This is a genomic window from Planococcus sp. MSAK28401 (assembly GCF_018283455.1).
GTDB lineage: Bacteria > Bacillota > Bacilli > Bacillales_A > Planococcaceae > Planococcus > Planococcus alpniumensis.
The window spans coordinates 142,939-163,668 of the sequence record NZ_JAAMTH010000001.1 but is presented as its reverse complement, the minus strand read 5'-3'; the positions used below and the strand labels follow the sequence as shown (position 1 = coordinate 163,668).

Genomic DNA, 20,730 nt, shown 5'->3' with positions numbered 1-20,730 from the left:
GTTTGAAAGTGCTCCGCAAGGAGTGAACCTTCAAAACTGAACGCAAAACGTCAACCCGATCCGTAAGAATCGGTTCCGATATAATCCTTAGAAAGGAGGTGATCCAGCCGCACCTTCCGATACGGCTACCTTGTTACGACTTCACCCCAATCATCTGTCCCACCTTCGGCGGCTGGCTCCCGTAAGGGTTACCCCACCGACTTCGGGTGTTACAAACTCTCGTGGTGTGACGGGCGGTGTGTACAAGGCCCGGGAACGTATTCACCGCGGCATGCTGATCCGCGATTACTAGCGATTCCGGCTTCATGCAGGCGAGTTGCAGCCTGCAATCCGAACTGAGAACGGTTTTCTGGGATTGGCTCCCCCTCGCGGGTTTGCAGCCCTTTGTACCGTCCATTGTAGCACGTGTGTAGCCCAGGTCATAAGGGGCATGATGATTTGACGTCATCCCCACCTTCCTCCGGTTTGTCACCGGCAGTCACCTTAGAGTGCCCAACTGAATGCTGGCAACTAAGATCAAGGGTTGCGCTCGTTGCGGGACTTAACCCAACATCTCACGACACGAGCTGACGACAACCATGCACCACCTGTCACCGCTGTCCCCGAAGGGAAAGCCTAGTCTCCTAGGCGGTCAGCGGGATGTCAAGACCTGGTAAGGTTCTTCGCGTTGCTTCGAATTAAACCACATGCTCCACCGCTTGTGCGGGCCCCCGTCAATTCCTTTGAGTTTCAGCCTTGCGGCCGTACTCCCCAGGCGGAGTGCTTAATGCGTTAGCTGCAGCACTAAGGGGCGGAAACCCCCTAACACTTAGCACTCATCGTTTACGGCGTGGACTACCAGGGTATCTAATCCTGTTTGCTCCCCACGCTTTCGCGCCTCAGCGTCAGTTACAGACCAGAAAGTCGCCTTCGCCACTGGTGTTCCTCCACATCTCTACGCATTTCACCGCTACACGTGGAATTCCACTTTCCTCTTCTGCACTCAAGTCCCCCAGTTTCCAATGACCCTCCACGGTTGAGCCGTGGGCTTTCACATCAGACTTAAAGGACCGCCTGCGCGCGCTTTACGCCCAATAATTCCGGACAACGCTTGCCACCTACGTATTACCGCGGCTGCTGGCACGTAGTTAGCCGTGGCTTTCTGGTGAGGTACCGTCAAGGTACCAGTAGTTAGTTGGTACTTGTTCTTCCCTCACAACAGAGTTTTACGATCCGAAAACCTTCTTCACTCACGCGGCGTTGCTCCGTCAGACTTTCGTCCATTGCGGAAGATTCCCTACTGCTGCCTCCCGTAGGAGTCTGGGCCGTGTCTCAGTCCCAGTGTGGCCGATCACCCTCTCAGGTCGGCTACGCATCGTGGCCTTGGTGAGCCGTTACCTCACCAACTAGCTAATGCGCCGCGGGCCCATCCTGCAGTGACAGCCGAAACCGTCTTTCCGTGTGGCCTCATGAGAGGCCGCAAACTATTCGGTATTAGCACCGGTTTCCCGGAGTTATCCCGATCTGCAGGGCAGGTTGCCCACGTGTTACTCACCCGTCCGCCGCTAAAATGTTGGAGCAAGCTCCAACATCTCCGCTCGACTTGCATGTATTAGGCACGCCGCCAGCGTTCGTCCTGAGCCAGGATCAAACTCTCCATTATAGAGTAGTTGATTGCTCAATACTGCTGGCGTATCGCCGTCTAAAAGACGCGCGATTCGCTTGATCTGCCGAAGCTGATCAGTAGTTGTGCCGCGATCACTCGCGGCTGTATTATTGACGTTTTGCTGTTCAGTTTTCAAGGTTCATGTTTGCTGTCGTTCCTGACGACTTTTATTATATTAAAGCATGTTTAAATATATGTCAACGCATTTACTAAAATTTTTTCAAAAGAACTTTTCAGCTTCTTGAAATCTCTTCAAAACACCTTCTAAACCCTATAGGTAAAGCGTTTGTCGATGCCCTGAAAAAAGCCGTCGAAAACAAAAAGTTCCGCTCCCTGCCCTAAAGGCAGAAAGCGGAACTTTTCTGAAAAATCATTTCTTCCCTTCAGCTGTTTGTGCTTTTCTGGCAGCCCGGCGCGCTTCAAGTTTCAAACGGTCCTCTTCAGACTTCTCATTGTATTTCGGCAAGGCGAGAAGTTGATAGGCGTTTACTGCAAGCAATGGGAACAACAATAAGGTTACCCAGCTGTCTACATTACCCGCTCTTACCATCAAAGCCGGCAGCCATTCCAATGTTGTGACGACAATCATAAAGAATAGCGCTGAAATGAAGGCTGATTTCGCTGTCCATTTTGCTTTGAAGTAAGCTGTGATGAGTGACACTGCCAATAGAATGAACAAGAGTGTTCCATAAAGGAATCCTTGACCGCCCGTCTCGACATTCGGAAGGAACCGGAAAACAATCAAATCAAAGATGACGATCGCGATGATCAAGAGCTGGACCCAATTCCACAACCGCAGTGAGCGGAACATATTATGGCCGAACTGGTGAATCGTCAAGTAGGCGAAGAAGCCCATCTGTGCAATCAAGCTCATCGTCAATCCGACGACGATCATCCAGACAAAGCCTGCGATGAATTCTCCCCATTGTCCATTTTGTGCTGCTTCAGAGAAGACATCGTTCCAGCGGATGAAGATTCCGAGCAAGCCGGTAATCCCTCCGCCTATCAATAATGCAGTTAATGCAAACTTAACCCAATTTCGTATAGTCACGTGTATTGCCTCCGTTAATTTAAAGTTCCTTTCGATTGTATCAACAAACCCTTCTATCTGCAGGAGGAGTTGTGAACAAACCTTGAAAGTCTTTTACTGCCTATATAAAAATCCGGAAACCGAAAGCCGGTTTCCGGATGATATGTTTTATTGCTTGTTCTCTTTATTCGCGAATTGCTGGAGGACTTGTTGGGCAATCTCTCCATAAATCTTTCCGGTTGGGTGATCTTCTGCATAAACAGATGGAGCGAAATCATTTTCATCCCAGTCCGGTTGCCCCAGTGGAATCTGCCCAAGCAGTGGAGATTGCAACTCTTCGGCAAGCTTTGCCCCGCCGCCTTTACCAAAGATGTATTCTTTTTTGCCGGATCCTTGGCTTTCAAACCAAGACATATTCTCTACAACGCCCAATACTTCGTGATTGGTTTGCAAAGCCATTGCTCCTGCGCGGGCTGCCACGAATGCCGCTGTTGGATGCGGCGTGGTGACGACGATTTCTTTAGAAGCAGGAAGCATCTGGTGGATGTCGAGTGCGACGTCCCCTGTTCCTGGCGGCAAGTCCAAGAGAAGGTAGTCAAGATCTCCCCACTCGACGTCGCGGAAGAATTGGTCCAACACTTTTCCGAGCATCGGGCCACGCCATACGACGGGCATATTGTCTTCGACAAAGAAGCCCATGGAAATGACTTTGACGCCGAAGCGCTCGACAGGGATGATCGTATCGCCGCGTACAACCGGTGCTTTATCAATGCCCATCATGTCCGGCACACTGAAGCCGTAGATGTCTGCATCGACGATTCCGACTTTTTTTCCTGCACGGGCAAGCGCGATCGCCAAGTTAACGGAGACAGTCGATTTACCGACGCCGCCTTTGCCGCTGGCGATGGAAATGAATTCGACTTTGTTCAATGGAGACAATAGGTCTTGTGCTTCCGATTCGTTGGCGGTCCCGCGGAACTGCGCCAATGCTTCCGGTGGCAGTTCTTCAAAACGAATGCCGACTGAATCAGCGCCGACACCTTTGATGGCGTCCACGACTTTCATCTGAAGTTGCATTTGTTCCGGTGTATTCGTTTTAGCGATTGCCAATTTGACACTGACATATTTTTTCTCTTCTTTGATTTTCACCGACAAGATGCCGTTTGTTTCCGAAAGGGTTCTATGTAAAAACGGATCTTCTAGAGCTCCGACTGCTTCTCGCACTTGTGTTTCACTTAACATTTCACTACACTCCTTATCACTTTTGCTACGGTCCAGTATAACATAGTGAAAGCGTTTTTAAATCCATTCCGGCTTTTCGCCATACGGCATCTTCAGTGCATTTACTATTCACCGCGCCCCAAGTTGAGCATGTCCTGTGCATCGAATGTGAAATCCGGTCCATATGCAACTTCCCAGTGATAGCCGTCAGGGTCTTGGAAATAACCCGAATACCCTCCCCAAAAGACATCAACAGGTTGTTTCACGATCACTGCTCCCGCTTTTCTGGCCAATTCCATCACTTGGTCCACTTCATCACGGGATTTTGCATTATAGGCCAAAGTGATGCCAGAGAACCCGCTTTTCACCGGCGGATTTGCTGCGTCGATGTCTTTTGCCAACTCCTCTAAAGGATATAGCTCCAATTTCGTACCAGTAGTATTGAAGAAAATGATGTCCGGTTTATCGCTCGTTTCGTCCGTTTGGAAGCCCAGTTCATCCCGGTAAAACTTCACAGACCTTTCCATGTCCTGAACGCCCAGGCAGATCAAATTAATGCGGTTCATTCCATCCACTCCTTTTCGGTTTGCTATAAGCTTCGCCAAAACATGAAAAAGCACCTTCCGGAAAACCGGAAAGTGCTTTTGAAAGATAAAATTAACGTTTTGAGAACTGAGGTGCGCGACGTGCCGCTTTAAGACCGTATTTTTTACGTTCTTTCATACGTGGGTCACGTGTTAGGAATCCAGCAGATTTAAGTGCTCCGCGGAATTCTGGGTCTACTGTAAGTAGAGCGCGTGCGATTCCGTGACGGATAGCGCCGGCTTGTCCAGTGAACCCGCCGCCTTTTACGTTTACCAATACATCGTAGCTACCAAGAGTTTCAGTAGTTACTAGTGGTTGTTTGATGATTTGCTCAAGCGTTTCGTATGGAACGTAGTCAGATACGTCACGGTTGTTGATTGTGATCGTACCATCTCCTGGTACCAAACGTACGCGAGCTGTTGAGTTTTTACGGCGACCTGTACCGATATATTGAACTTGTGCCAAAGGTGTATCCTCCTCTTATTTACTGATTATTATCCGCGAAGCGTGTAAGCTTCAGGCTGTTGTGCTTGGTGGTTGTGCTCTGGTCCAGCGTATACATGCAATTTCTTGAATGTTTGGCGGCCCAAAGAGTTCTTTGGAAGCATGCCTTTGATCGCTAGTTCAAGCATTTTTGTAGGGTATTTCGTGCGCATTTCTAGTGCTGTGCGCTGCTTAAGTCCGCCTGTGTATTGCGTGTGGCGGTAGTAGATTTTGTCGGTAAGTTTTTTACCAGTCAAGTGGATTTTGTCAGCATTGATGATGATGACGTGATCGCCAGTGTCGACGTTCGGTGTGAATGTTGGTTTGTATTTCCCGCGCAAGATTGAAGCGACTTCAGAAGCCAAACGTCCAAGAGTTTGCCCTTCTGCATCGACAACCAACCATTTACGCTCTACTTCGTGACCTTTAGCCATGAATGTTGTACGCATGTATATTGTCCTCCTAATGAATCGTCTCTTTTTTTTAGAATTCAGTTCCAAGTGTTCCATGTTGGTTCCGTTGTTCCGTGTTTTCCTTATCCCTTAACACAAATAACCTTCCGGGGCATATCGTGGGGGTAATGAAAATACCATACATCATCATATAACGGATTACGTTTTAAGTCAAGGATATTTAGAAAAACACCAGGAAAAGTTGCTTCACCTTCAGTAATGCACTTTTTCCAAGTACAAACCGTGTGCTGCGGCGGTTCTGCCGGCAGCGTCGCGGTCGCAGGCGGCAATGATTGCAGCCAGTTCTTCCGGTTCTCTTCTATTTAATCCGACTTCGAGCAAAGTGCCTGCAATAATGCGCACCATATTATAGAGAAAACCGGATCCTTCGATGACCATGTGCAATTCCTCGCCATGCTCTTCGAAATCAATCCGCCAAATCGTTCTCACTTTATCGACGACATTGGTATTCGCCGCACAAAAACTTGAAAAATCGTGCGTGCCAACAAATGCTTGCGCCGCTTTTTCCATACGGGCCACATCGATTTGCTGCGGCACATGGACAAGATGGTTGCGGCTGAACGGGTTGATGAGTTTGCTGCGGTTCCACTTATAGCGGTAAATCTTGCCTTTTGCGTGGTAGCGGGCATGGAAATCCACATCCGCTTCTTCGATATCATAGACTTGGATGTCTTGGGGCAGGCGCACATTGAGTGCACGTATCCAAGACTCTGTCGGCATGGAGAATGGGGTATCGAAATGGACCACTTGCCCGGTGGCATGCACCCCGGAATCCGTCCGTCCGCTCGCCACCACTTCGACCGGCTCGCCTTTATGCAATTCTTTCAACGCGCGCAACAGCTCCAGTTGAACGGTGCGGGTTTTCAGCTGGATTTGGTAGCCTGCAAACCCGCTGCCGTCATAGGCAATCGTCGCTTTCATTCGTTTCATGAGGTCTCTCCTTTTAATACAGCTTTTACCATTCAAGCACGCACTTTTCTATGTGGGTTTGAAAGATAAAGCTTCAGTGAATCACTGTATCTTTTGATCAAGTGCGGAAATACCAAAGCAAGCCGGCAAATCCAACGAGCAGCAACAAGCTCAGCGTATCCATAAAGCGCCAGTTGAGCTGGCGGTAACGCGTACGGCCTTCTCCCCCGCGATAGCCTCTCACTTCCATAGCGGTCGCTAAATCTTCCGCCCGTTTAAAGGCACTGACAAATAAAGGGATCAGTAGCGGGACGACGGCTTTAATGCGTTCTTTAATGGGGCCTGAGCCGATGTCGGAGCCACGCGCCATTTGCGCTTTCAGGATCTTTCCGGTTTCATCCATCAAAGTCGGGATAAACCGGAGTGAAATGGACATCATCAACGCCAATTCGTGGACCGGCAGTTTGACGCGCTTGAATGGTCCGAGCAGCACTTCAATGCCATCCGTGATCGAAATCGGTGAAGTCGTTAATGTCAGGATGCTGGTCATGAAAACCAAGACCAGGAAACGGATCGAGATGAAGATCCCTTGCCGCAATCCTTCCTCATAGACATCTATAAAACCGAAACTGAAGAGCAACGCCCCGCCTTCGGTAAAGAATAAATGCAGGAAAAACGTGAAGGCCATTAAGATAAAGACGGGTTTTAAACCGTTGATCAGGAAATATAGCCGAATTTTCGATAAAAACACCGAAAGCAAAGTGAATCCAAGCAAAATCGCGTAGGTAATGGCGTTATTCGCGATAAAAACGATCGCAATAAACAAAAAGACAAACAAAATTTTTGCTCTTGGGTCCAGCCGGTGGACGATTGAATCTCCTGGAATAAAGCGCCCAAAAATCATTTTCTCCATCATTTCGGCTCACGCCCTTCCTTGAGCGCCCGTGCGATGGACCGCGCCAGCGCTTCTTCAGTCAGCGCGAGCTCATCGAGTGTTAAGCTGGTTTTCTCTTCAAACTCCCGCTGCATGCGCACGGTGCGCGGCGGCTCCAGCCGGTAATCGCCGAGCTGCTCTTCATTGGCGAAGACTTCGCGCACATCGCCTGTCGCGACGCATTTGCCGCTGTGCATGATAGCCACTGTATCGGCATAACGCGCTGCATCTTCCATGCTATGTGTGACGAGCACAGTCGTTAAGCCTTTCTCTTTATGAAGGCGGTAAAACAAATCCATGATTTCCCGGCGCCCGCGTGGGTCGAGTCCTGCTGTTGGTTCATCCAGCACCAAGACATCCGGCTCCATCGCCAGAACTCCCGCAATGGCGACGCGGCGCATTTGCCCGCCTGATAAGTCAAAAGGTGATTTCTCCAACACACCTTCCGGAAGCCCGAGCTGTTCGACCAATGCAATTGCCCGTCTGCGCGCTTCTTCTTCCGGCACACCGAAGTTCAGCGGACCGAACATGATATCTTTCAGGACCGTTTCATCAAACAGCTGCTGTTCCGGAAACTGAAAGACGATGCCGACTTTTTTTCGTACGTCCCGCAAGTTTTTCGCTTTTGTCCCAGCTACGATTTTTCGTTCGCCGATCAGCACGCTGCCTTCAGTCGGCTGCAATAAGGCATTTAAATGCTGCAGTACGGTCGATTTTCCGGAACCTGTGTGTCCGATGATCGCTGTATAAGAGCCGGAAGGTATGTGCAGCGTGACATCGGTCAGCGCACGCTTTTCAAAAGGCGTGTCTTTTGCATAGCTATATCCTATTTGCTTGAGTAATATGTCCATAATTCCTCCACCAGCTCATGTTCTGTCATAGATTCACCAGTCAATGGCACTCCGGCTTGTTTCAATAAACCAGCCATTCGCATCGCAAACGGTAAGTCCAGCCCCATTTCCGTCAGCTCTTCACCGGAAGAAAATACTTCATCGGGCGTGCCTTCCAGTTGTTTATGTCCGGCATTCATCACCAGCACACGGTCAGCAAGCGCTGCTTCCTCCAGGTCGTGGGTAATCGACAAGACGGTGAGGCCTGTCGTTTCGCGCAGCTCGCGAATCGTCTCGATCACTTCCCGGCGGCCTTGCGGATCGAGCATCGAAGTCGCTTCATCCAAAATAAGCAGGCGTGGGCGCAAAGCCAGCGCCCCGGCAATCGCCACACGCTGCTTTTGCCCGCCGGATAAGTGATGAGGCTCATGGTCAAGGTAATCCGCCATCTTCACTTGCTGCAAAGATTCACGGACACGCACAACCATTTCTTCGTGTGGTACGCCGTTATTCTCCAAAGCAAACGCCACATCATCCTGCACCGTCGCACCGACAAATTGGTTGTCCGGATTCTGGAATACCATTCCCATTTGCGAGCGGATGTCCCATAAACTTTCTTCAGACATTTTCAACCCCATTGCCTGGACAACGCCTTGCTGGGGAAATAATAAGCCATTCATCAGTTTGGCGATCGTCGACTTGCCGGAACCGTTATGGCCGACAAGCGCCACCCATTCCCCTTCCCCAATCGAGAACGACAGATCCGAGACAGCCGGCTTAACCGACTTGTCTTCCGGCACGTATGCGAATGTCACTTGTTCGAATGACAAAATGGTTCCTTTCATGTGTTGAAGCCTCCTCTAAACTTTCTCTACTCTGCTCTTATGTGCTGTAAAACGGGAACTCTTTAGTCACGCTTAATTTGCACTGCTCATATTCCCTTCTGTGGAATATCAACACTGAAAATTAATTGATCATTAAATAAAAAAAGCGCGCACCTCATTCAGAGTATGCGCTTTTCTATCTCTATGGCTCCTGCGGGTGCTTAAGCCGCCGGTTGAATGAGGTGCGTAGAGCTAGACGAGACGCCGCCCGAAGGCTCGCTCATCATAACACTCAGCTTTTCATATTGTCGTATAAATCATGATGCTAAAAGAAGAGGGCTATGAACCCTCTTCAACTGATTAAACCAATTCAATAATTACGATTGGTGCGCCATCTCCGCGACGAGGCCCCATTTTCATGATGCGCGTGTAGCCGCCTTGACGGTCAGCGTAACGTGGTGCTACATCGTCAAACAATTTTTGCAAAGCAAAGATTGTGTTTTCGTTGCCTTCTTCATCAGTAGAAGTCACGAGTTCACGGCGAATGTATGCTGCAGCTTTACGGCGAGCGTGGATATCTCCGCGCTTACCAAGCGTGATCATTTTTTCTACAGTTGAACGGACTTCTTTTGCACGGGCTTCAGTTGTCTGAATGCGTTCGTGAACGATTAGGTCAGTCGTAAGGTCACGCAAAAGCGCTTTACGTTGAGAACTTGTACGTTGAAGTTTTCTCATTGAAGTTTCCCTCCTTTGTTGAATAGTTCAGAAAGAATCGGGCAATCAGTCTTCTTTACGAAGGCCAAGACCTAGATCTTCCAACTTCACTTTCACTTCTTCAAGTGATTTGCGTCCGAGGTTGCGAACTTTCATCATGTCGTCTTCCGACTTGTTGGCCAATTCGTGGACAGTGTTAATGCCAGCACGTTTCAGGCAGTTGTAAGAACGAACAGAAAGATCAAGCTCTTCGATAGTCATCTCAAGCACTTTCTCTTTTTGGTCTTCTTCTTTTTCAACCATGATTTCAGCTGTTTGAGCCTCATCCGTCAATCCTACGAAGATGTTCAGATGTTCAGTGAAAATTTTCGCGCCAAGCGCAATTGCCTCTTTGGGACCGATGCTTCCATCTGTCCAGACATCGAGGGTTAATTTATCGAAATGAGCGAGTTGGCCCACACGGGTATTTTCCACTTGGAAATTGACGCGTGAAACTGGCGTGTAAATAGAGTCAATCGGGATAACGCCGATTGGAAGATCTTCACGTTTGTTCTGATCTGCACGGGCATATCCACGGCCGCGGTTAGCATACATGCGCATGCGCAAATGGCCGTCTTTCGCGATTGTTGCAATATATAGATCCGGATTCAGAATTTCCACGTCACTATCGTGAGTGATATCTGCAGCCGTAACCGTTCCGTCACCTTTTACATCAATTTCAATGACTTTTTCTTCGTCAGAGTAAATTTTCAAAGCGAGCTTCTTGATATTCAAAATGATAGAGGCTACATCTTCTTCTACACCTTCGACAGTGGAGAATTCATGCAAAACGCCATCAATTTGGATCGAAGTAACAGCTGCGCCAGGTAAAGATGAAAGTAGGATTCGACGTAAGGAGTTACCTAAAGTGGTACCATATCCACGCTCAAGGGGTTCAACAACGAATTTACCATATTTGGCATTGCTGTCGATCTCAACCGTTTCAATTTTTGGTTTTTCTATTTCGAGCATTCAGTTTACCCTCCTTCAAAACGTCGGTATTTTCGTTGCATAAGAATTCGATAGTCACAGACTTTCGCTACGATTCAGAACACATTTAGTAAGTCGTGATGTTCAAAAATCCTACTCAGACCAACGATTATACGCGACGGCGTTTTGGCGGGCGGCAGCCGTTGTGAGGAACTGGAGTTACGTCTCTAATTGCAGTAACTTCCAATCCAGCAGCTTGAAGCGCACGGATAGCAGCTTCGCGACCTGAACCAGGACCTTTAACAGTTACTTCTAAAGTTTTCAAACCATGTTCCATGGAAGTTTTTGCAGCAGTTTCAGCAGCCATTTGGGCAGCGAATGGAGTGGATTTACGTGAACCACGGAATCCTAGAGCACCAGCCGAAGACCATGATACTGCGTTACCTTGCATATCAGTGATCGTAACAATTGTGTTATTGAATGTTGAGCGGATGTGAGCAATACCGGATTCGATATTCTTTTTCACACGACGCTTACGAGTTTGTTGTTTACGTGCCATGTTAAGAAACAACCTCCTTTACTGATTATTTTTTCTTGTTAGCTACAGTTTTACGAGGACCTTTACGCGTACGCGCGTTGTTCTTCGTATTTTGACCACGAACCGGAAGACCGCGACGGTGGCGGATACCACGGAAGCTAGCGATTTCCATCAAACGTTTGATGTTCATGGAAACTTCACGGCGAAGGTCACCTTCGATTTTGTACTGATCCAATTGTTCACGGATATTGTTCAACTCGTCTTCTGTAAGATCGCGAACGCGAGTCTCTTCAGAAACACCAGCACCAGAAAGAACTTTCTGAGCAGTTGTTTTCCCAACACCGTAGATATAAGTCAATGAAATTACAACGCGTTTGTCGCGCGGAATGTCAACACCAGAAATACGTGCCATGTGTGCGATGCACCTCCTTCTTTATTAACCTTGTCTTTGTTTGTGTTTCGGATTTTCACAGATTACCATTACTTTACCGTTTCTGCGAATAACTTTACATTTTTCGCAGATCGGCTTCACAGATGGTCTCACTTTCATCTAACCCAACCTCCTTAGTAGTCCGGAGTGCAAAAGATTATTTAAAACGGTATGTGATGCGACCGCGTGTTAAATCGTAAGGAGAAAGTTCTACTGTTACTTTATCTCCTGGCAGAATGCGGATGAAATGCATGCGAATCTTGCCTGATACGTGCGCAAGAATCGTATGGCCATTTTCAAGTTCCACTTTAAACATCGCGTTGGGCAAAGTCTCAATGACTGTTCCCTCGATTTCAATTACATCGTCTTTCGCCATCGACCCAGTCTCCCTTCTGTATACAAATCAGGTACTCATCTTCAAACAGTATTTGCTGATTGAATAATTCTTATCCATTCACCAGGAATTCATGAGTGACATTTGAAAGACCTTCTCCGGGTTCCTCTCTCCACTTATGACAGCAGAGTTCGGGGGTTCCGGTTGAGCCAGTCTGACCCACGTATCCTCGACTGCCCGGACTGCCTTGGATGAGTTCCAAACCCGTTACACAGATGCTTCCACGAAACTCATTATACTACCTCCGGTGCGGAATTGCACGGAGCAACGAGCCTCACCGGTTTCATATAATCAAGCCTTGTTTGCTTTTGCAGCTCTCGAAAATTCATATCTCCGGTGCTCCTTAAAGCCACATGGAGGCAACTAACTGCGCCCGGCGCCGGGACTTAACCTCGGTCGCCCTTTAGAAGAGCATCAATGTCAGCAAATACTTTATCAATGTCCTGCTGTCCATCTATATTGGTCAGCACGTTCTTGTCTTCATAGAAGTCGAGAAGCGGCTGAGTTTGTTGCATGTTAACTTCTAAACGCTTCGTGACGGTTTCAGGCTTGTCGTCTTCGCGTTGGTAGAGCTCTCCACCATCTTTATCGCACACGCCTGCTGTTGCAGGTGGATTGAAGACAGTATGGTAAGCAGTTCCACAAACTTTGCAAATCCAACGGCCTGTTAAACGTGCAATCAATTCGTCTTGTTCAACTTGGATGTTTACGACATGCTCGATTCGTTTGCCAAGATCAGCCAGAAGAGATTCCAGCGCCTCAGCCTGAGGAACTGTGCGTGGAAAGCCATCCAATAGGAAGCCTTTCTCACAATCCGCTTGGCTGAGTCGCTCTCGGACGATACCGATCGTCACTTCGTCAGGCACCAAGGCACCTTGATCCATGAACGACTTTGCTTCCAGGCCTAACGCCGTACCGCCTTTGATAGCTGCACGGAACATATCACCTGTCGAAATATGAGGGATGTCGTACTTCTTGACAATTTCGTCTGCTTGCGTGCCTTTGCCGGCACCTGGTAGACCCATCAACACAATGTTCATACGTTTTGCCCCCTCAGACAAGTGGATAAGGAACGTTTGCACGTTCCTCTCCATTGATTATTTCATAAAGCCTTTGTAATGACGTTTCACAAGCTGCGATTCCAATTGCTTCATCGTCTCGAGGGCTACCCCGACGACGATCAGCAAACTGGTGCCGCCAATCTGTGCAGATTGAGGCAGGTTTGCGATGTTAATGAAGAAAATTGGCATGACCGCAATAACTGAGAGGAAGATCGCTCCCACAAAAGTCAGGCGGTAAAGCACACTTGTTAAATAATCTTGCGTATTTTTACCCGGACGGATTCCCGGAATGTATGCACCTTGCTTTTTCAAGTTGTCCGCCACGTTTTCAGGATTAACCTGAATGAATGCATAGAAATACGTGAATGCAATGATCAAGGCGACATAAATAATCATGCCGACCGGACGCGTGTAATCAAACGTATTCTGGATTGCCTCCGTAAACGCGTTGGCACCAAAGAAAGAAGCGATAGTTTGCGGCGTAATGATGAACGCCACTGCAAAGATTACCGGGATAACTCCGGCCGCGTTTACTTTCAAAGGTAAATGCGTTTGCTGCCCATTCGAGCTCTGGCCACGGCCAGCGACACGTTTGGCATACTGGATCGGAATTTTACGCAACGCTTGTTGGACGTAAATGACTAATACAGTAATTGCAACAACTGCGAGTGCGAGCAATGCCATGATGGCAATATTGATCGGAAGCTGATCGCCAGCTCCTTGGATCTGCTGCGCATAAAGTTGGTTAATTGCTCCTGGTACTGCAGCGACAATCCCTGCGAAGATGATAATCGAAATACCGTTCCCCACGCCTTTTGCCGTGATCTGCTCACCAAGCCACAATAGAAATGCTGTTCCTGCTGTCAGTACGATGGCGATTACCACATAAGTCGCAACCGAATCATCTTGAATCAATGTACCTCCGTACATTTGGTTAAATCCATAAGACATACCGATCGCCTGAATAAACGCAAGAACGATTGTAAAGTAACGAGTGAATTGAGCAAGTTTCCGTCTTCCGACTTCGCCTTGTTTCGCCCACTCAGCAAACTTCGGCACAACATCCATTTGCAGGAGCTGTACGATGATCGATGCTGTGATATAAGGCATGATTCCCATCGCCAAAATCGAGAAGTTGGCCAGGGCACCTCCACCGAAAGTATTCAAGAAACCGATCAGACCCATCTGATCTGTAGCTTGGAGTACTGACGCATCAACGTTCGGCACCGGAACGAATGTCCCGATACGGAAGATGATGAGCATTGCTAAAGTAAAGAAAATTTTATTTCGAATATCAGTTACGCGCATAAGATTAGAGATTGTCTGAAACATTAAAGCACCTCGGTTTGACCGCCGGCAGCTTCAATAGCTTCTTTAGCTGATGCAGAGAATTTGTGGGCTTGTACAGACAATTTCTTGTCCAAGCTTCCGTTACCAAGGATCTTGATACCAGAACGCTCTTTGCTCACAACACCTGTTTCGATTAACAATGCAGGTGTAATTTCTGTGCCTTCTTCAAAACGGTTCAACACGTCAAGGTTTACAACAGTGTAGTCTTTACGGTTGATGTTCGTGAATCCACGCTTCGGCAAACGACGGAACAATGGGTTTTGACCACCCTCGAATCCTGGACGGACACCGCCGCCTGAACGGGCTTTTTGACCTTTGTGGCCTTTACCGGCTGTTTTACCAGTACCTGAACCGATTCCGCGTCCGATACGCTTGCGTGAGCTGCGTGAACCTTCTGCTGGTTTTAATTCGTGAAGTTTCATGTGGTTGGCACCTCCTTCTATAGAAATCAGGGATTAAACTTCTTTAATAGTAACTAAGTGAGCGACTTTATCAAGCATTCCGCGAACTGCCGCGTTGTCTTGGTGCTCAACTGTTTGATGCATTTTGCGCAGGCCTAGTGACTGGACTGTTTTACGTTGTGTCGGTTTAGCACCGATCACTGACTTAGTGAGGGTAATTTCTAGTTTAGTAGCCATGTAATTTCCCTCCCTTATTGGAATAACTCTTCTGTAGTTTTGCCGCGAAGTTTTGCAACTTCATCAGCGCTCTTCAGTTGAGTCAAACCGTTGATAGTAGCACGGACCATGTTGATCGGTGTGTTAGAACCAAGAGATTTAGACAAGATGTCTTGTACTCCTGCAAGCTCTAATACCGCACGAACAGGACCACCAGCAATAACACCAGTACCTGGTGAAGCAGGTTTGATAAGAATCGAGCCGGCACCGAAGCGCCCAGTTACTAGATGTGGAGTAGTACCTTTAACCATAGGTACTTCGATTAAGTTCTTCTTCGCATCTTCAATAGCTTTACGGATTGCTTCTGGAACTTCTTGTGCTTTCCCAGTACCAAAACCGACTTTACCATTTTTGTCGCCTACAACAACCAATGCGGAGAAACGGAAACGACGTCCACCTTTTACAACTTTCGCTACGCGGTTAATCGTAACTACGCGTTCTTCAAGTTCAAGTTTGTTTGGATCAATACGACGCATTATATGGGTCCCTCCTTCTTTTAGAATTCTAAGCCGTTTTCACGAGCAGATTCAGCCAAAGCTTTCACACGGCCGTGATATAGATAACCACCGCGGTCAAAAACAACTGATTTCAAGCCGTTTTCTACTGCGCGTTTTGCAATCGTTTCGCCGACTTGAGCAGCCGCTTCGACGTTGCCTTTTGTTTCAAGAGAAAAATCTTTATCTGCAGATGATGCGCTAGCAAGCGTTACGCCATTTACATCGTCGATCAATTGAGCGTAGATGTATTTGTTTGAACGGAAAACGTTCAAGCGTGGACGTTCAGCTGTTCCCGTGATTTTAGAACGTACGCGAGCGTGACGTTTTTTACGGGATGCATTTTTATCGAGTTTCGTAATCACTGAGGTCACTCCTTTCAGCCTGCCTAAGCAGCATTATTTACCTGTTTTACCTTCTTTGCGGCGAACTTTTTCGTCTTCGTAACGGATCCCTTTGCCTTTATACGGCTCTGGAGGGCGAGTAGCACGGATGTTTGAAGCAAGTGCTCCGACCATCTCCTTGTTAATTCCTTTAACGACGACTTTCGTGTTGCCTTGTACTTCGATTTCGATTCCTTCTTCCGGAGTGAATTCCACCGGGTGAGAATAGCCAACGTTCAAGACCAATTTCTTGCCTTGTAGCTGAGCACGGTAACCTACACCGACTAGTTCAAGTGAGCGGGAGAAGCCTTCAGATACTCCAGTAACCATGTTCGCGAGCAATGCACGGGTTGTACCGTGGATTGTGCGGTGGTCTTTGGAATCTGATGGGCGTGACAATGTCAAAACATTATCTTCCTGCGTGATTGTGATATCTGAGTTAAACGAGCGAGTAAGCTCGCCTTTAGGCCCTTTTACAGTTACGTTATTGTCGTTTTCGACAGTAACGGTAACGTTAGCAGGAACCTCGATTGGTTTTTTACCTACACGTGACATTCTGTTGCACCTCCATTCGTTTGTTGCTTCTTACCAAACGTAAGCTATGATTTCGCCGCCGACTTTTTTCGCGCGGGCTTCTTTATCAGTTACCAAACCTTGTGATGTCGATACTAGAGCGATTCCAAGACCGTTTAGTACACGAGGCACCTCGTCAGTTTTAGCGTATACACGTAGTCCTGGTTTTGAAATGCGTTTCAAGCCAGTGATGACGCGTTCGTTGTTGGCACCGTATTTAAGGAAAATGCGGATCATGCCTTGTTTATCATCTTCAACATATTCTACGTCACGTACGAAACCTTCACGCTTCAGGATTTCAGCGATGTCTTTTTTCACGTTGGAAGCCGGAAGCTCCAATTTCTCGTGACGAACCATGTTTGCATTACGAATGCGTGTCAGCATATCTGCAATCGGATCTGTCATTGTCATTACATTTACCTCCTTCCCAATTTAGGGGATTACCAGCTGGCTTTTTTGACGCCAGGAATTTGTCCCACATATGCAAGTTCACGGAAACAAATACGGCAAAGTTTGAATTTGCGCAGTACTGAATGCGGACGTCCGCATCGTTCACAGCGAGTGTACTCTTGTACTTTATACTTTGGCGTGCGTTTTTGTTTAGCAATCATCGATTTTTTAGCCACGTTTACGCCTCCCTCATCTTTACTTTTGGAACGGCATACCGAATTGTGTCAATAACTCACGAGCTTCTTCATCAGAGTTCGCAGTTGTCACAATTACGATATCCATACCGCGTACTTTAGAAACTTTATCATAATCGATTTCAGGGAAGATCAATTGTTCTTTCACACCAAGTGTGTAGTTGCCGCGTCCGTCGAAAGATTTTTTCGATACGCCACGGAAGTCACGAACACGTGGGAGTGAGATAGCAATCAATTTATCCAGGAAGTCATACATACGCTCACCGCGTAGTGTAACTTTACATCCGATTGGCATGCCTTCACGAAGGCGGAAGCCAGCGATAGATTTCTTAGCTTTTGTGATGACCGGCTTTTGACCAGTGATCGTCTGTAATTCTTCAACAGCAGAATCAAGTGATTTTGTGTTTTGTACAGCTTCACCGACACCCATGTTGATAACGATCTTATCAACTTTCGGTGCCTGCATTACTGAGGAATATTCAAACTTGCTCACTAGAGCAGGTGTGATTTCGTTAGTATATTTTTCTTGTAGGCGGTTCATGTTTGTACCTCCCCTCATTCAGGAATTTTATTTATCTAATTTTTCACCGGATTTTTTTGCAACACGAACTTTTTTGCCGTCTTCCATTTTGTATCCTACGCGAGTCGGCTCGCCGGATTTAGGGTCCACTACCATCACGTTAGAAACGTGGATCGCAGCTTCTTGGCTGACAATTCCGCCTTGCGGGCTTGCCTGGTTCGGTTTTGTATGCTTTTTGACGATGTTAACACCTTCAACGAGCACACGGTCTTTCTTAGGTAGAGCAGTCAAAACAACTCCTGTTTTGCCTTTGTCTTTCCCAGAGATGACCTTAACTGTATCGCCTTTTTTTACATGCATTCTGTCGCACCTCCTTGGTATCGCACGTTGGATGTTTTATAGAACTTCAGGAGCAAGTGAAACGATCTTCATGAAGTTGTTGTCACGAAGTTCACGTGCAACTGGTCCGAAGATACGTGTTCCGCGTGGACCTTTATCGTCGCGGATAATCACACATGCATTTTCATCAAATTTGATGTAAGTACCGTCTTTACGGCGAGCTCCGCTTTTCGTGCGAACGATGACAGCCTTAACGACTTCACCTTTCTTAACAACGCCACCTGGTGTTGCTTTTTTCACGGTACAAACGATTACGTCACCGATGTTTGCTGTCTTGCGACCAGAACCACCAAGCACTTTAATCGTAAGTACTTCACGAGCACCCGAGTTGTCTGCAACTTTTAAACGACTTTCCTGTTGGATCACTTAGGTAACCTCCCTCCGGAACTTTTAGGATTCCGAACTTATTTAAATTAGATGATGACAGCTTTTTCGACGACTTCCACTAAACGGAAACGTTTTGTAGCTGATAGTGGACGAGTTTCCATGATGCGAACGATGTCGCCCATTTTCGCTTCGTTGTTCTCATCATGAGTCTTGAATTTCTTAGAGTATTTTACACGTTTGCCATAAAGCGCGTGCTTTTTTTGAGTTTCAACCATTACTGTAACGGTTTTATCCATTTTGTCAGACACGACGCGGCCTGTGTATACTTTGCGTTGGTTACGCTCAGACATACTTGCAACCTCCTCTCGAATTATCAGTTGTTGCCACTGAGTTCTCTTTCATGAATCACAGTTTTCATACGGGCAATCGCTTTACGTACTTCGCGGATGCGAGCAGTGTTTTCTAATTGACCAGTAGCCAATTGGAAGCGAAGGTTGAAAAGCTCTTCTTTCAGTGATTTCACTTTTTGTTCGATTTCAGCAGTGGTTAGGTCACGGATTTCATTAGCTTTCATTCGATTCACCACCAATTTCTTCGCGTTTTACGAATTTCGTTTTCACTGGCAGTTTGTGAGAGGCAAGACGCAATGCTTCGCGTGCAACTTCTTCAGATACTCCAGCGATTTCGAACATAATTTTACCAGTTTTTACTACCGCTACCCAGCCTTCAGGTGAACCTTTACCGGAACCCATCCGTACTTCAAGAGGCTTTTTCGTGTATGGCTTGTGAGGGAAAATCTTGATCCAGACTTTACCGCCACGTTTCATGTAACGTGTCATAGCGATACGGGCAGATTCGATTTGGCGGTTAGTGATCCATGAAGACTCAAGAGCCTGCAGGCCATATTCGCCGAATGCGACTTCTTTGCCGCCTTTCGCTTCTCCGCGCATCTTGCCACGGTGTTCACGACGATATTTTACGCGTTTTGGCAATAACATATTATTTGCCTCCTTCCTCAGAATTCTTCTTGGTTGGAAGGACTTCACCGCGGTAGATCCATACTTTTACGCCAAGCTTACCATAAGTAGTGTCTGCTTCAGCGTGCGCGTAGTCGATGTCTGCACGCAATGTATGGAGCGGAACAGTTCCTTCGCTATAGGACTCAGCACGGGCAATGTCAGCTCCGCCTAGACGTCCAGATACTTGAGTTTTGATCCCTTTAGCGCCAGAACGCATAGTACGTTGGATCGTTTGTTTTTGAGCACGGCGGAAAGATGCACGGTTTTCTAGCTGGCGCGCGATTCCTTCAGCGACCAATTTCGCATCAAGGTCAGCTCTTTTGATTTCTACGATGTTGATGTGTACACGCTTGCCAGTCATCGCGTTCAGTTGCGTACGAAGTACTTCTACTTCAGAGCCACCTTTACCGATTACCATACCTGGTTTCGCAGTGTGGATTGTAACGTTCACACGGTTTGCAGCGCGTTCGATTTCGATTTTAGAAACAGAAGCTTCTTTCAAACGTGTTTCGATGTATCCACGGATCTTCAAATCTTCGTGAAGGAGTGTCGCGTAGTCTTTCTCAGCGTACCATTTAGACTCCCAGTCACGGATGATTCCGATTCGCATTCCAATTGGATGAATTTTTTGTCCCACGAATTATCCCTCCTTCTTCTCAGATACCACTAGTGTGATGTGGCTAGTGCGTTTGTTGATTGCGCTCGCGCGTCCCATTGCACGTGGACGGAAACGCTTCAAAGTCGGCCCTTCGTCAACGAATACTTCGCTGATGACAAGGTTCTCGATGTTCATTTCGTAATTGTGTTCAGCGTTAGCAGCTGCAGATTTCAACAACTTCTCAACAACAATGGATGCTGCTTTAGGAGTGTGGTTCAAAATTGCGACCGCTTCACCGATTTGCTTGCCTCGGATTAAATCTACTACTAAACGGACTTTACGAGGAGCAATACGTACTGTTCTAGCAACAGCTTTTGCTTGCATGGGGAAATCCTCCTCTCAATTAACGTCTTGTTTTCTTATCGTCTGCACCATGGCTTGCGTATTTGCGCGTTGGGGCAAATTCACCAAGTTTATGGCCTACCATATCTTCAGTCACGTATACAGGGATGTGTTTGTGGCCATCGTATACTGCAATTGTTAGCCCGATGAATGTCGGGAAAATTGTAGAACGGCGAGACCAAGTTTTGATCACTTGTTTTTTCTCAGATTCCTTTTGCGCTTCGACTTTCTTCATAAGATGATCGTCTACAAAAGGTCCTTTTTTCAAGCTGCGACCCATTTGGGATCCTCCCTTCGTGATTGC

33 protein-coding genes and 1 rRNA gene are annotated in these 20,730 nt (G+C 47.3%); all 34 read right to left on the bottom strand.

Going from position 1 to position 20,730, the window contains the following annotated elements; translation table 11 throughout:
- Positions 1-91 precede the first annotated feature (91 nt).
- The 34 genes from G3255_RS00865 to rpsS all read right to left on the bottom strand — a co-directional run bounded on the left by G3255_RS00865 (position 92) and on the right by rpsS (position 20,706).
- Positions 92-1,642, bottom strand: a 16S ribosomal RNA gene (locus G3255_RS00865).
- Positions 1,643-2,015: 373 nt separating this feature from the next.
- Positions 2,016-2,696, bottom strand: coding sequence for a KinB-signaling pathway activation protein (locus G3255_RS00860; RefSeq protein WP_211652866.1), 681 nt, complete (start codon positions 2,694-2,696; stop codon positions 2,016-2,018).
- Positions 2,697-2,843: 147 nt separating this feature from the next.
- A complete protein-coding gene (gene salA, locus G3255_RS00855) occupies positions 2,844-3,917 on the bottom strand; it encodes an iron-sulfur carrier protein/transcriptional regulator SalA (protein WP_211652865.1) in 1,074 nt (357 codons plus the stop codon).
- A gap of 104 nt (positions 3,918-4,021) precedes the next feature.
- Positions 4,022-4,462 (bottom strand): VOC family protein, encoded by a 441-nt coding sequence (locus G3255_RS00850; RefSeq protein WP_211652864.1) that lies wholly within the window; start codon positions 4,460-4,462, stop codon positions 4,022-4,024.
- A 91-nt stretch (positions 4,463-4,553) separates the two neighbouring features.
- The gene (gene rpsI / locus G3255_RS00845) at positions 4,554-4,946 is read right to left on the bottom strand and encodes a 30S ribosomal protein S9 (RefSeq protein ID WP_058382135.1); all 393 of its coding nucleotides are present in this window, start codon (positions 4,944-4,946) and stop codon (positions 4,554-4,556) included.
- Between the two features lie 29 nt (positions 4,947-4,975).
- A complete protein-coding gene (rplM, locus tag G3255_RS00840) occupies positions 4,976-5,413 on the bottom strand; it encodes a 50S ribosomal protein L13 (protein WP_058382136.1) in 438 nt (145 codons plus the stop codon).
- 216 nt (positions 5,414-5,629) lie between these two features.
- Positions 5,630-6,367 carry a tRNA pseudouridine(38-40) synthase TruA gene (truA, locus tag G3255_RS00835; protein ID WP_211652863.1) on the bottom strand — a complete coding sequence of 246 codons (738 nt, stop codon included), beginning with the start codon at positions 6,365-6,367 and terminating at the stop codon, positions 5,630-5,632.
- A 97-nt stretch (positions 6,368-6,464) separates the two neighbouring features.
- Complete coding sequence (locus G3255_RS00830; RefSeq protein WP_211652862.1) at positions 6,465-7,262, bottom strand: energy-coupling factor transporter transmembrane component T family protein; 798 nt, start codon at positions 7,260-7,262, stop codon at positions 6,465-6,467.
- Positions 7,259-8,131 (bottom strand): energy-coupling factor ABC transporter ATP-binding protein, encoded by an 873-nt coding sequence (locus G3255_RS00825; RefSeq protein ID WP_211652861.1) that lies wholly within the window; start codon positions 8,129-8,131, stop codon positions 7,259-7,261. The genes G3255_RS00830 and G3255_RS00825 overlap by 4 nt, the downstream gene beginning before the upstream one ends.
- Positions 8,107-8,955: an energy-coupling factor ABC transporter ATP-binding protein gene (locus G3255_RS00820; protein ID WP_211652860.1), complete on the bottom strand. Its 849-nt coding sequence runs from the start codon at positions 8,953-8,955 to the stop codon at positions 8,107-8,109. Before G3255_RS00820 ends, G3255_RS00825 begins: the two co-directional genes overlap by 25 nt.
- A 339-nt stretch (positions 8,956-9,294) precedes the next feature.
- Positions 9,295-9,669, bottom strand: coding sequence for a 50S ribosomal protein L17 (rplQ, locus tag G3255_RS00815; protein ID WP_058382141.1), 375 nt, complete (start codon positions 9,667-9,669; stop codon positions 9,295-9,297).
- 45 nt (positions 9,670-9,714) lie between these two features.
- Positions 9,715-10,659 carry a DNA-directed RNA polymerase subunit alpha gene (locus G3255_RS00810; RefSeq protein ID WP_058382142.1) on the bottom strand — a complete coding sequence of 315 codons (945 nt, stop codon included), beginning with the start codon at positions 10,657-10,659 and terminating at the stop codon, positions 9,715-9,717.
- A gap of 127 nt (positions 10,660-10,786) precedes the next feature.
- Positions 10,787-11,176, bottom strand: a complete 390-nt coding sequence (gene rpsK / locus G3255_RS00805; protein WP_058382143.1) for a 30S ribosomal protein S11 — start codon at positions 11,174-11,176, stop codon at positions 10,787-10,789.
- 25 nt (positions 11,177-11,201) lie between these two features.
- Positions 11,202-11,567, bottom strand: coding sequence for a 30S ribosomal protein S13 (gene rpsM, locus G3255_RS00800; protein WP_058382144.1), 366 nt, complete (start codon positions 11,565-11,567; stop codon positions 11,202-11,204).
- A 24-nt stretch (positions 11,568-11,591) separates the two neighbouring features.
- The gene (rpmJ, locus tag G3255_RS00795) at positions 11,592-11,705 is read right to left on the bottom strand and encodes a 50S ribosomal protein L36 (protein WP_006828951.1); all 114 of its coding nucleotides are present in this window, start codon (positions 11,703-11,705) and stop codon (positions 11,592-11,594) included.
- A 37-nt stretch (positions 11,706-11,742) separates the two neighbouring features.
- A complete protein-coding gene (infA, locus tag G3255_RS00790; RefSeq protein ID WP_050613653.1) occupies positions 11,743-11,961 on the bottom strand; it encodes a translation initiation factor IF-1 in 219 nt (72 codons plus the stop codon).
- A gap of 404 nt (positions 11,962-12,365) precedes the next feature.
- The gene (locus tag G3255_RS00785; protein ID WP_058382145.1) at positions 12,366-13,019 is read right to left on the bottom strand and encodes an adenylate kinase; all 654 of its coding nucleotides are present in this window, start codon (positions 13,017-13,019) and stop codon (positions 12,366-12,368) included.
- Between the two features lie 57 nt (positions 13,020-13,076).
- Entirely contained in the window at positions 13,077-14,372 is a 1,296-nt protein-coding gene (gene secY / locus G3255_RS00780; protein WP_211652859.1) for a preprotein translocase subunit SecY, read from the bottom strand.
- Complete coding sequence (rplO, locus tag G3255_RS00775) at positions 14,372-14,812, bottom strand: 50S ribosomal protein L15 (RefSeq protein ID WP_058382147.1); 441 nt, start codon at positions 14,810-14,812, stop codon at positions 14,372-14,374. The genes secY and rplO overlap by 1 nt, the downstream gene beginning before the upstream one ends.
- 33 nt (positions 14,813-14,845) lie before the next feature.
- A complete protein-coding gene (gene rpmD / locus G3255_RS00770; RefSeq protein ID WP_068459713.1) occupies positions 14,846-15,028 on the bottom strand; it encodes a 50S ribosomal protein L30 in 183 nt (60 codons plus the stop codon).
- 14 nt (positions 15,029-15,042) lie between these two features.
- Complete coding sequence (rpsE, locus tag G3255_RS00765; protein WP_058382149.1) at positions 15,043-15,543, bottom strand: 30S ribosomal protein S5; 501 nt, start codon at positions 15,541-15,543, stop codon at positions 15,043-15,045.
- A gap of 20 nt (positions 15,544-15,563) precedes the next feature.
- Positions 15,564-15,926, bottom strand: a complete 363-nt coding sequence (gene rplR / locus G3255_RS00760; RefSeq protein ID WP_058382150.1) for a 50S ribosomal protein L18 — start codon at positions 15,924-15,926, stop codon at positions 15,564-15,566.
- A gap of 33 nt (positions 15,927-15,959) precedes the next feature.
- Positions 15,960-16,499, bottom strand: coding sequence for a 50S ribosomal protein L6 (gene rplF, locus G3255_RS00755; RefSeq protein WP_121301296.1), 540 nt, complete (start codon positions 16,497-16,499; stop codon positions 15,960-15,962).
- Positions 16,500-16,529: 30 nt separating this feature from the next.
- Positions 16,530-16,928, bottom strand: a complete 399-nt coding sequence (rpsH, locus tag G3255_RS00750) for a 30S ribosomal protein S8 (RefSeq protein ID WP_058382152.1) — start codon at positions 16,926-16,928, stop codon at positions 16,530-16,532.
- A 29-nt stretch (positions 16,929-16,957) separates the two neighbouring features.
- Positions 16,958-17,143 (bottom strand): type Z 30S ribosomal protein S14, encoded by a 186-nt coding sequence (locus G3255_RS00745; protein ID WP_068489164.1) that lies wholly within the window; start codon positions 17,141-17,143, stop codon positions 16,958-16,960.
- Positions 17,144-17,162: 19 nt separating this feature from the next.
- A complete protein-coding gene (rplE, locus tag G3255_RS00740) occupies positions 17,163-17,702 on the bottom strand; it encodes a 50S ribosomal protein L5 (protein WP_068459707.1) in 540 nt (179 codons plus the stop codon).
- 27 nt (positions 17,703-17,729) lie between these two features.
- The gene (gene rplX / locus G3255_RS00735; RefSeq protein WP_058382154.1) at positions 17,730-18,041 is read right to left on the bottom strand and encodes a 50S ribosomal protein L24; all 312 of its coding nucleotides are present in this window, start codon (positions 18,039-18,041) and stop codon (positions 17,730-17,732) included.
- 36 nt (positions 18,042-18,077) lie between these two features.
- Complete coding sequence (gene rplN, locus G3255_RS00730; RefSeq protein ID WP_033542790.1) at positions 18,078-18,446, bottom strand: 50S ribosomal protein L14; 369 nt, start codon at positions 18,444-18,446, stop codon at positions 18,078-18,080.
- A gap of 47 nt (positions 18,447-18,493) precedes the next feature.
- A complete protein-coding gene (rpsQ, locus tag G3255_RS00725; RefSeq protein WP_068459705.1) occupies positions 18,494-18,757 on the bottom strand; it encodes a 30S ribosomal protein S17 in 264 nt (87 codons plus the stop codon).
- Positions 18,758-18,780: 23 nt separating this feature from the next.
- Positions 18,781-18,981 (bottom strand): 50S ribosomal protein L29, encoded by a 201-nt coding sequence (gene rpmC, locus G3255_RS00720; protein ID WP_058382156.1) that lies wholly within the window; start codon positions 18,979-18,981, stop codon positions 18,781-18,783.
- Complete coding sequence (gene rplP, locus G3255_RS00715) at positions 18,971-19,405, bottom strand: 50S ribosomal protein L16 (RefSeq protein WP_058382157.1); 435 nt, start codon at positions 19,403-19,405, stop codon at positions 18,971-18,973. Before rplP ends, rpmC begins: the two co-directional genes overlap by 11 nt.
- A gap of 1 nt (position 19,406) precedes the next feature.
- A complete protein-coding gene (gene rpsC / locus G3255_RS00710) occupies positions 19,407-20,063 on the bottom strand; it encodes a 30S ribosomal protein S3 (RefSeq protein ID WP_211652858.1) in 657 nt (218 codons plus the stop codon).
- Between the two features lie 3 nt (positions 20,064-20,066).
- A complete protein-coding gene (rplV, locus tag G3255_RS00705; protein ID WP_058382159.1) occupies positions 20,067-20,408 on the bottom strand; it encodes a 50S ribosomal protein L22 in 342 nt (113 codons plus the stop codon).
- Between the two features lie 19 nt (positions 20,409-20,427).
- Positions 20,428-20,706, bottom strand: coding sequence for a 30S ribosomal protein S19 (gene rpsS / locus G3255_RS00700; RefSeq protein ID WP_058382160.1), 279 nt, complete (start codon positions 20,704-20,706; stop codon positions 20,428-20,430).
- Positions 20,707-20,730: the final 24 nt, after the last annotated feature.

Bases quoted from the DNA above. Each gene is read 5' to 3' on its own strand.
- rpsH (WP_058382152.1), bottom strand. From the start codon at position 16,928: ATGACAATGACAGATCCGATTGCAGATATGCTGACACGCATTCGTAAT.
- rplM (WP_058382136.1), bottom strand. From the start codon at position 5,413: ATGCGTACAACATTCATGGCTAAAGGTCACGAAGTAGAGCGTAAATGG.
- rpmC (WP_058382156.1), bottom strand. From the start codon at position 18,981: ATGAAAGCTAATGAAATCCGTGACCTAACCACTGCTGAAATCGAACAA.
- secY (WP_211652859.1), bottom strand. From the start codon at position 14,372: ATGTTTCAGACAATCTCTAATCTTATGCGCGTAACTGATATTCGAAAT.
- rpmJ (WP_006828951.1), bottom strand. From the start codon at position 11,705: ATGAAAGTGAGACCATCTGTGAAGCCGATCTGCGAAAAATGTAAAGTT.
- rplX (WP_058382154.1), bottom strand. From the start codon at position 18,041: ATGCATGTAAAAAAAGGCGATACAGTTAAGGTCATCTCTGGGAAAGAC.
- G3255_RS00785 (WP_058382145.1), bottom strand. From the start codon at position 13,019: ATGAACATTGTGTTGATGGGTCTACCAGGTGCCGGCAAAGGCACGCAA.
- G3255_RS00820 (WP_211652860.1), bottom strand. From the start codon at position 8,955: ATGAAAGGAACCATTTTGTCATTCGAACAAGTGACATTCGCATACGTG.
- infA (WP_050613653.1), bottom strand. From the start codon at position 11,961: ATGGCGAAAGACGATGTAATTGAAATCGAGGGAACAGTCATTGAGACT.
- G3255_RS00810 (WP_058382142.1), bottom strand. From the start codon at position 10,659: ATGCTCGAAATAGAAAAACCAAAAATTGAAACGGTTGAGATCGACAGC.
- G3255_RS00850 (WP_211652864.1), bottom strand. From the start codon at position 4,462: ATGAACCGCATTAATTTGATCTGCCTGGGCGTTCAGGACATGGAAAGG.
- rpsM (WP_058382144.1), bottom strand. From the start codon at position 11,567: ATGGCACGTATTTCTGGTGTTGACATTCCGCGCGACAAACGCGTTGTA.
- rpsS (WP_058382160.1), bottom strand. From the start codon at position 20,706: ATGGGTCGCAGCTTGAAAAAAGGACCTTTTGTAGACGATCATCTTATG.
- rpsE (WP_058382149.1), bottom strand. From the start codon at position 15,543: ATGCGTCGTATTGATCCAAACAAACTTGAACTTGAAGAACGCGTAGTT.
- rplE (WP_068459707.1), bottom strand. From the start codon at position 17,702: ATGAACCGCCTACAAGAAAAATATACTAACGAAATCACACCTGCTCTA.
- rplP (WP_058382157.1), bottom strand. From the start codon at position 19,405: ATGTTATTGCCAAAACGCGTAAAATATCGTCGTGAACACCGTGGCAAG.
- salA (WP_211652865.1), bottom strand. From the start codon at position 3,917: ATGTTAAGTGAAACACAAGTGCGAGAAGCAGTCGGAGCTCTAGAAGAT.
- G3255_RS00825 (WP_211652861.1), bottom strand. From the start codon at position 8,131: ATGGACATATTACTCAAGCAAATAGGATATAGCTATGCAAAAGACACG.
- rplO (WP_058382147.1), bottom strand. From the start codon at position 14,812: ATGAAACTTCACGAATTAAAACCAGCAGAAGGTTCACGCAGCTCACGC.
- rpmD (WP_068459713.1), bottom strand. From the start codon at position 15,028: ATGGCTACTAAACTAGAAATTACCCTCACTAAGTCAGTGATCGGTGCT.
- rplQ (WP_058382141.1), bottom strand. From the start codon at position 9,669: ATGAGAAAACTTCAACGTACAAGTTCTCAACGTAAAGCGCTTTTGCGT.
- G3255_RS00830 (WP_211652862.1), bottom strand. From the start codon at position 7,262: ATGATGGAGAAAATGATTTTTGGGCGCTTTATTCCAGGAGATTCAATC.
- rpsQ (WP_068459705.1), bottom strand. From the start codon at position 18,757: ATGTCTGAGCGTAACCAACGCAAAGTATACACAGGCCGCGTCGTGTCT.
- rplF (WP_121301296.1), bottom strand. From the start codon at position 16,499: ATGTCACGTGTAGGTAAAAAACCAATCGAGGTTCCTGCTAACGTTACC.
- rpsK (WP_058382143.1), bottom strand. From the start codon at position 11,176: ATGGCACGTAAACAACAAACTCGTAAGCGTCGTGTGAAAAAGAATATC.
- rplV (WP_058382159.1), bottom strand. From the start codon at position 20,408: ATGCAAGCAAAAGCTGTTGCTAGAACAGTACGTATTGCTCCTCGTAAA.
- truA (WP_211652863.1), bottom strand. From the start codon at position 6,367: ATGAAACGAATGAAAGCGACGATTGCCTATGACGGCAGCGGGTTTGCA.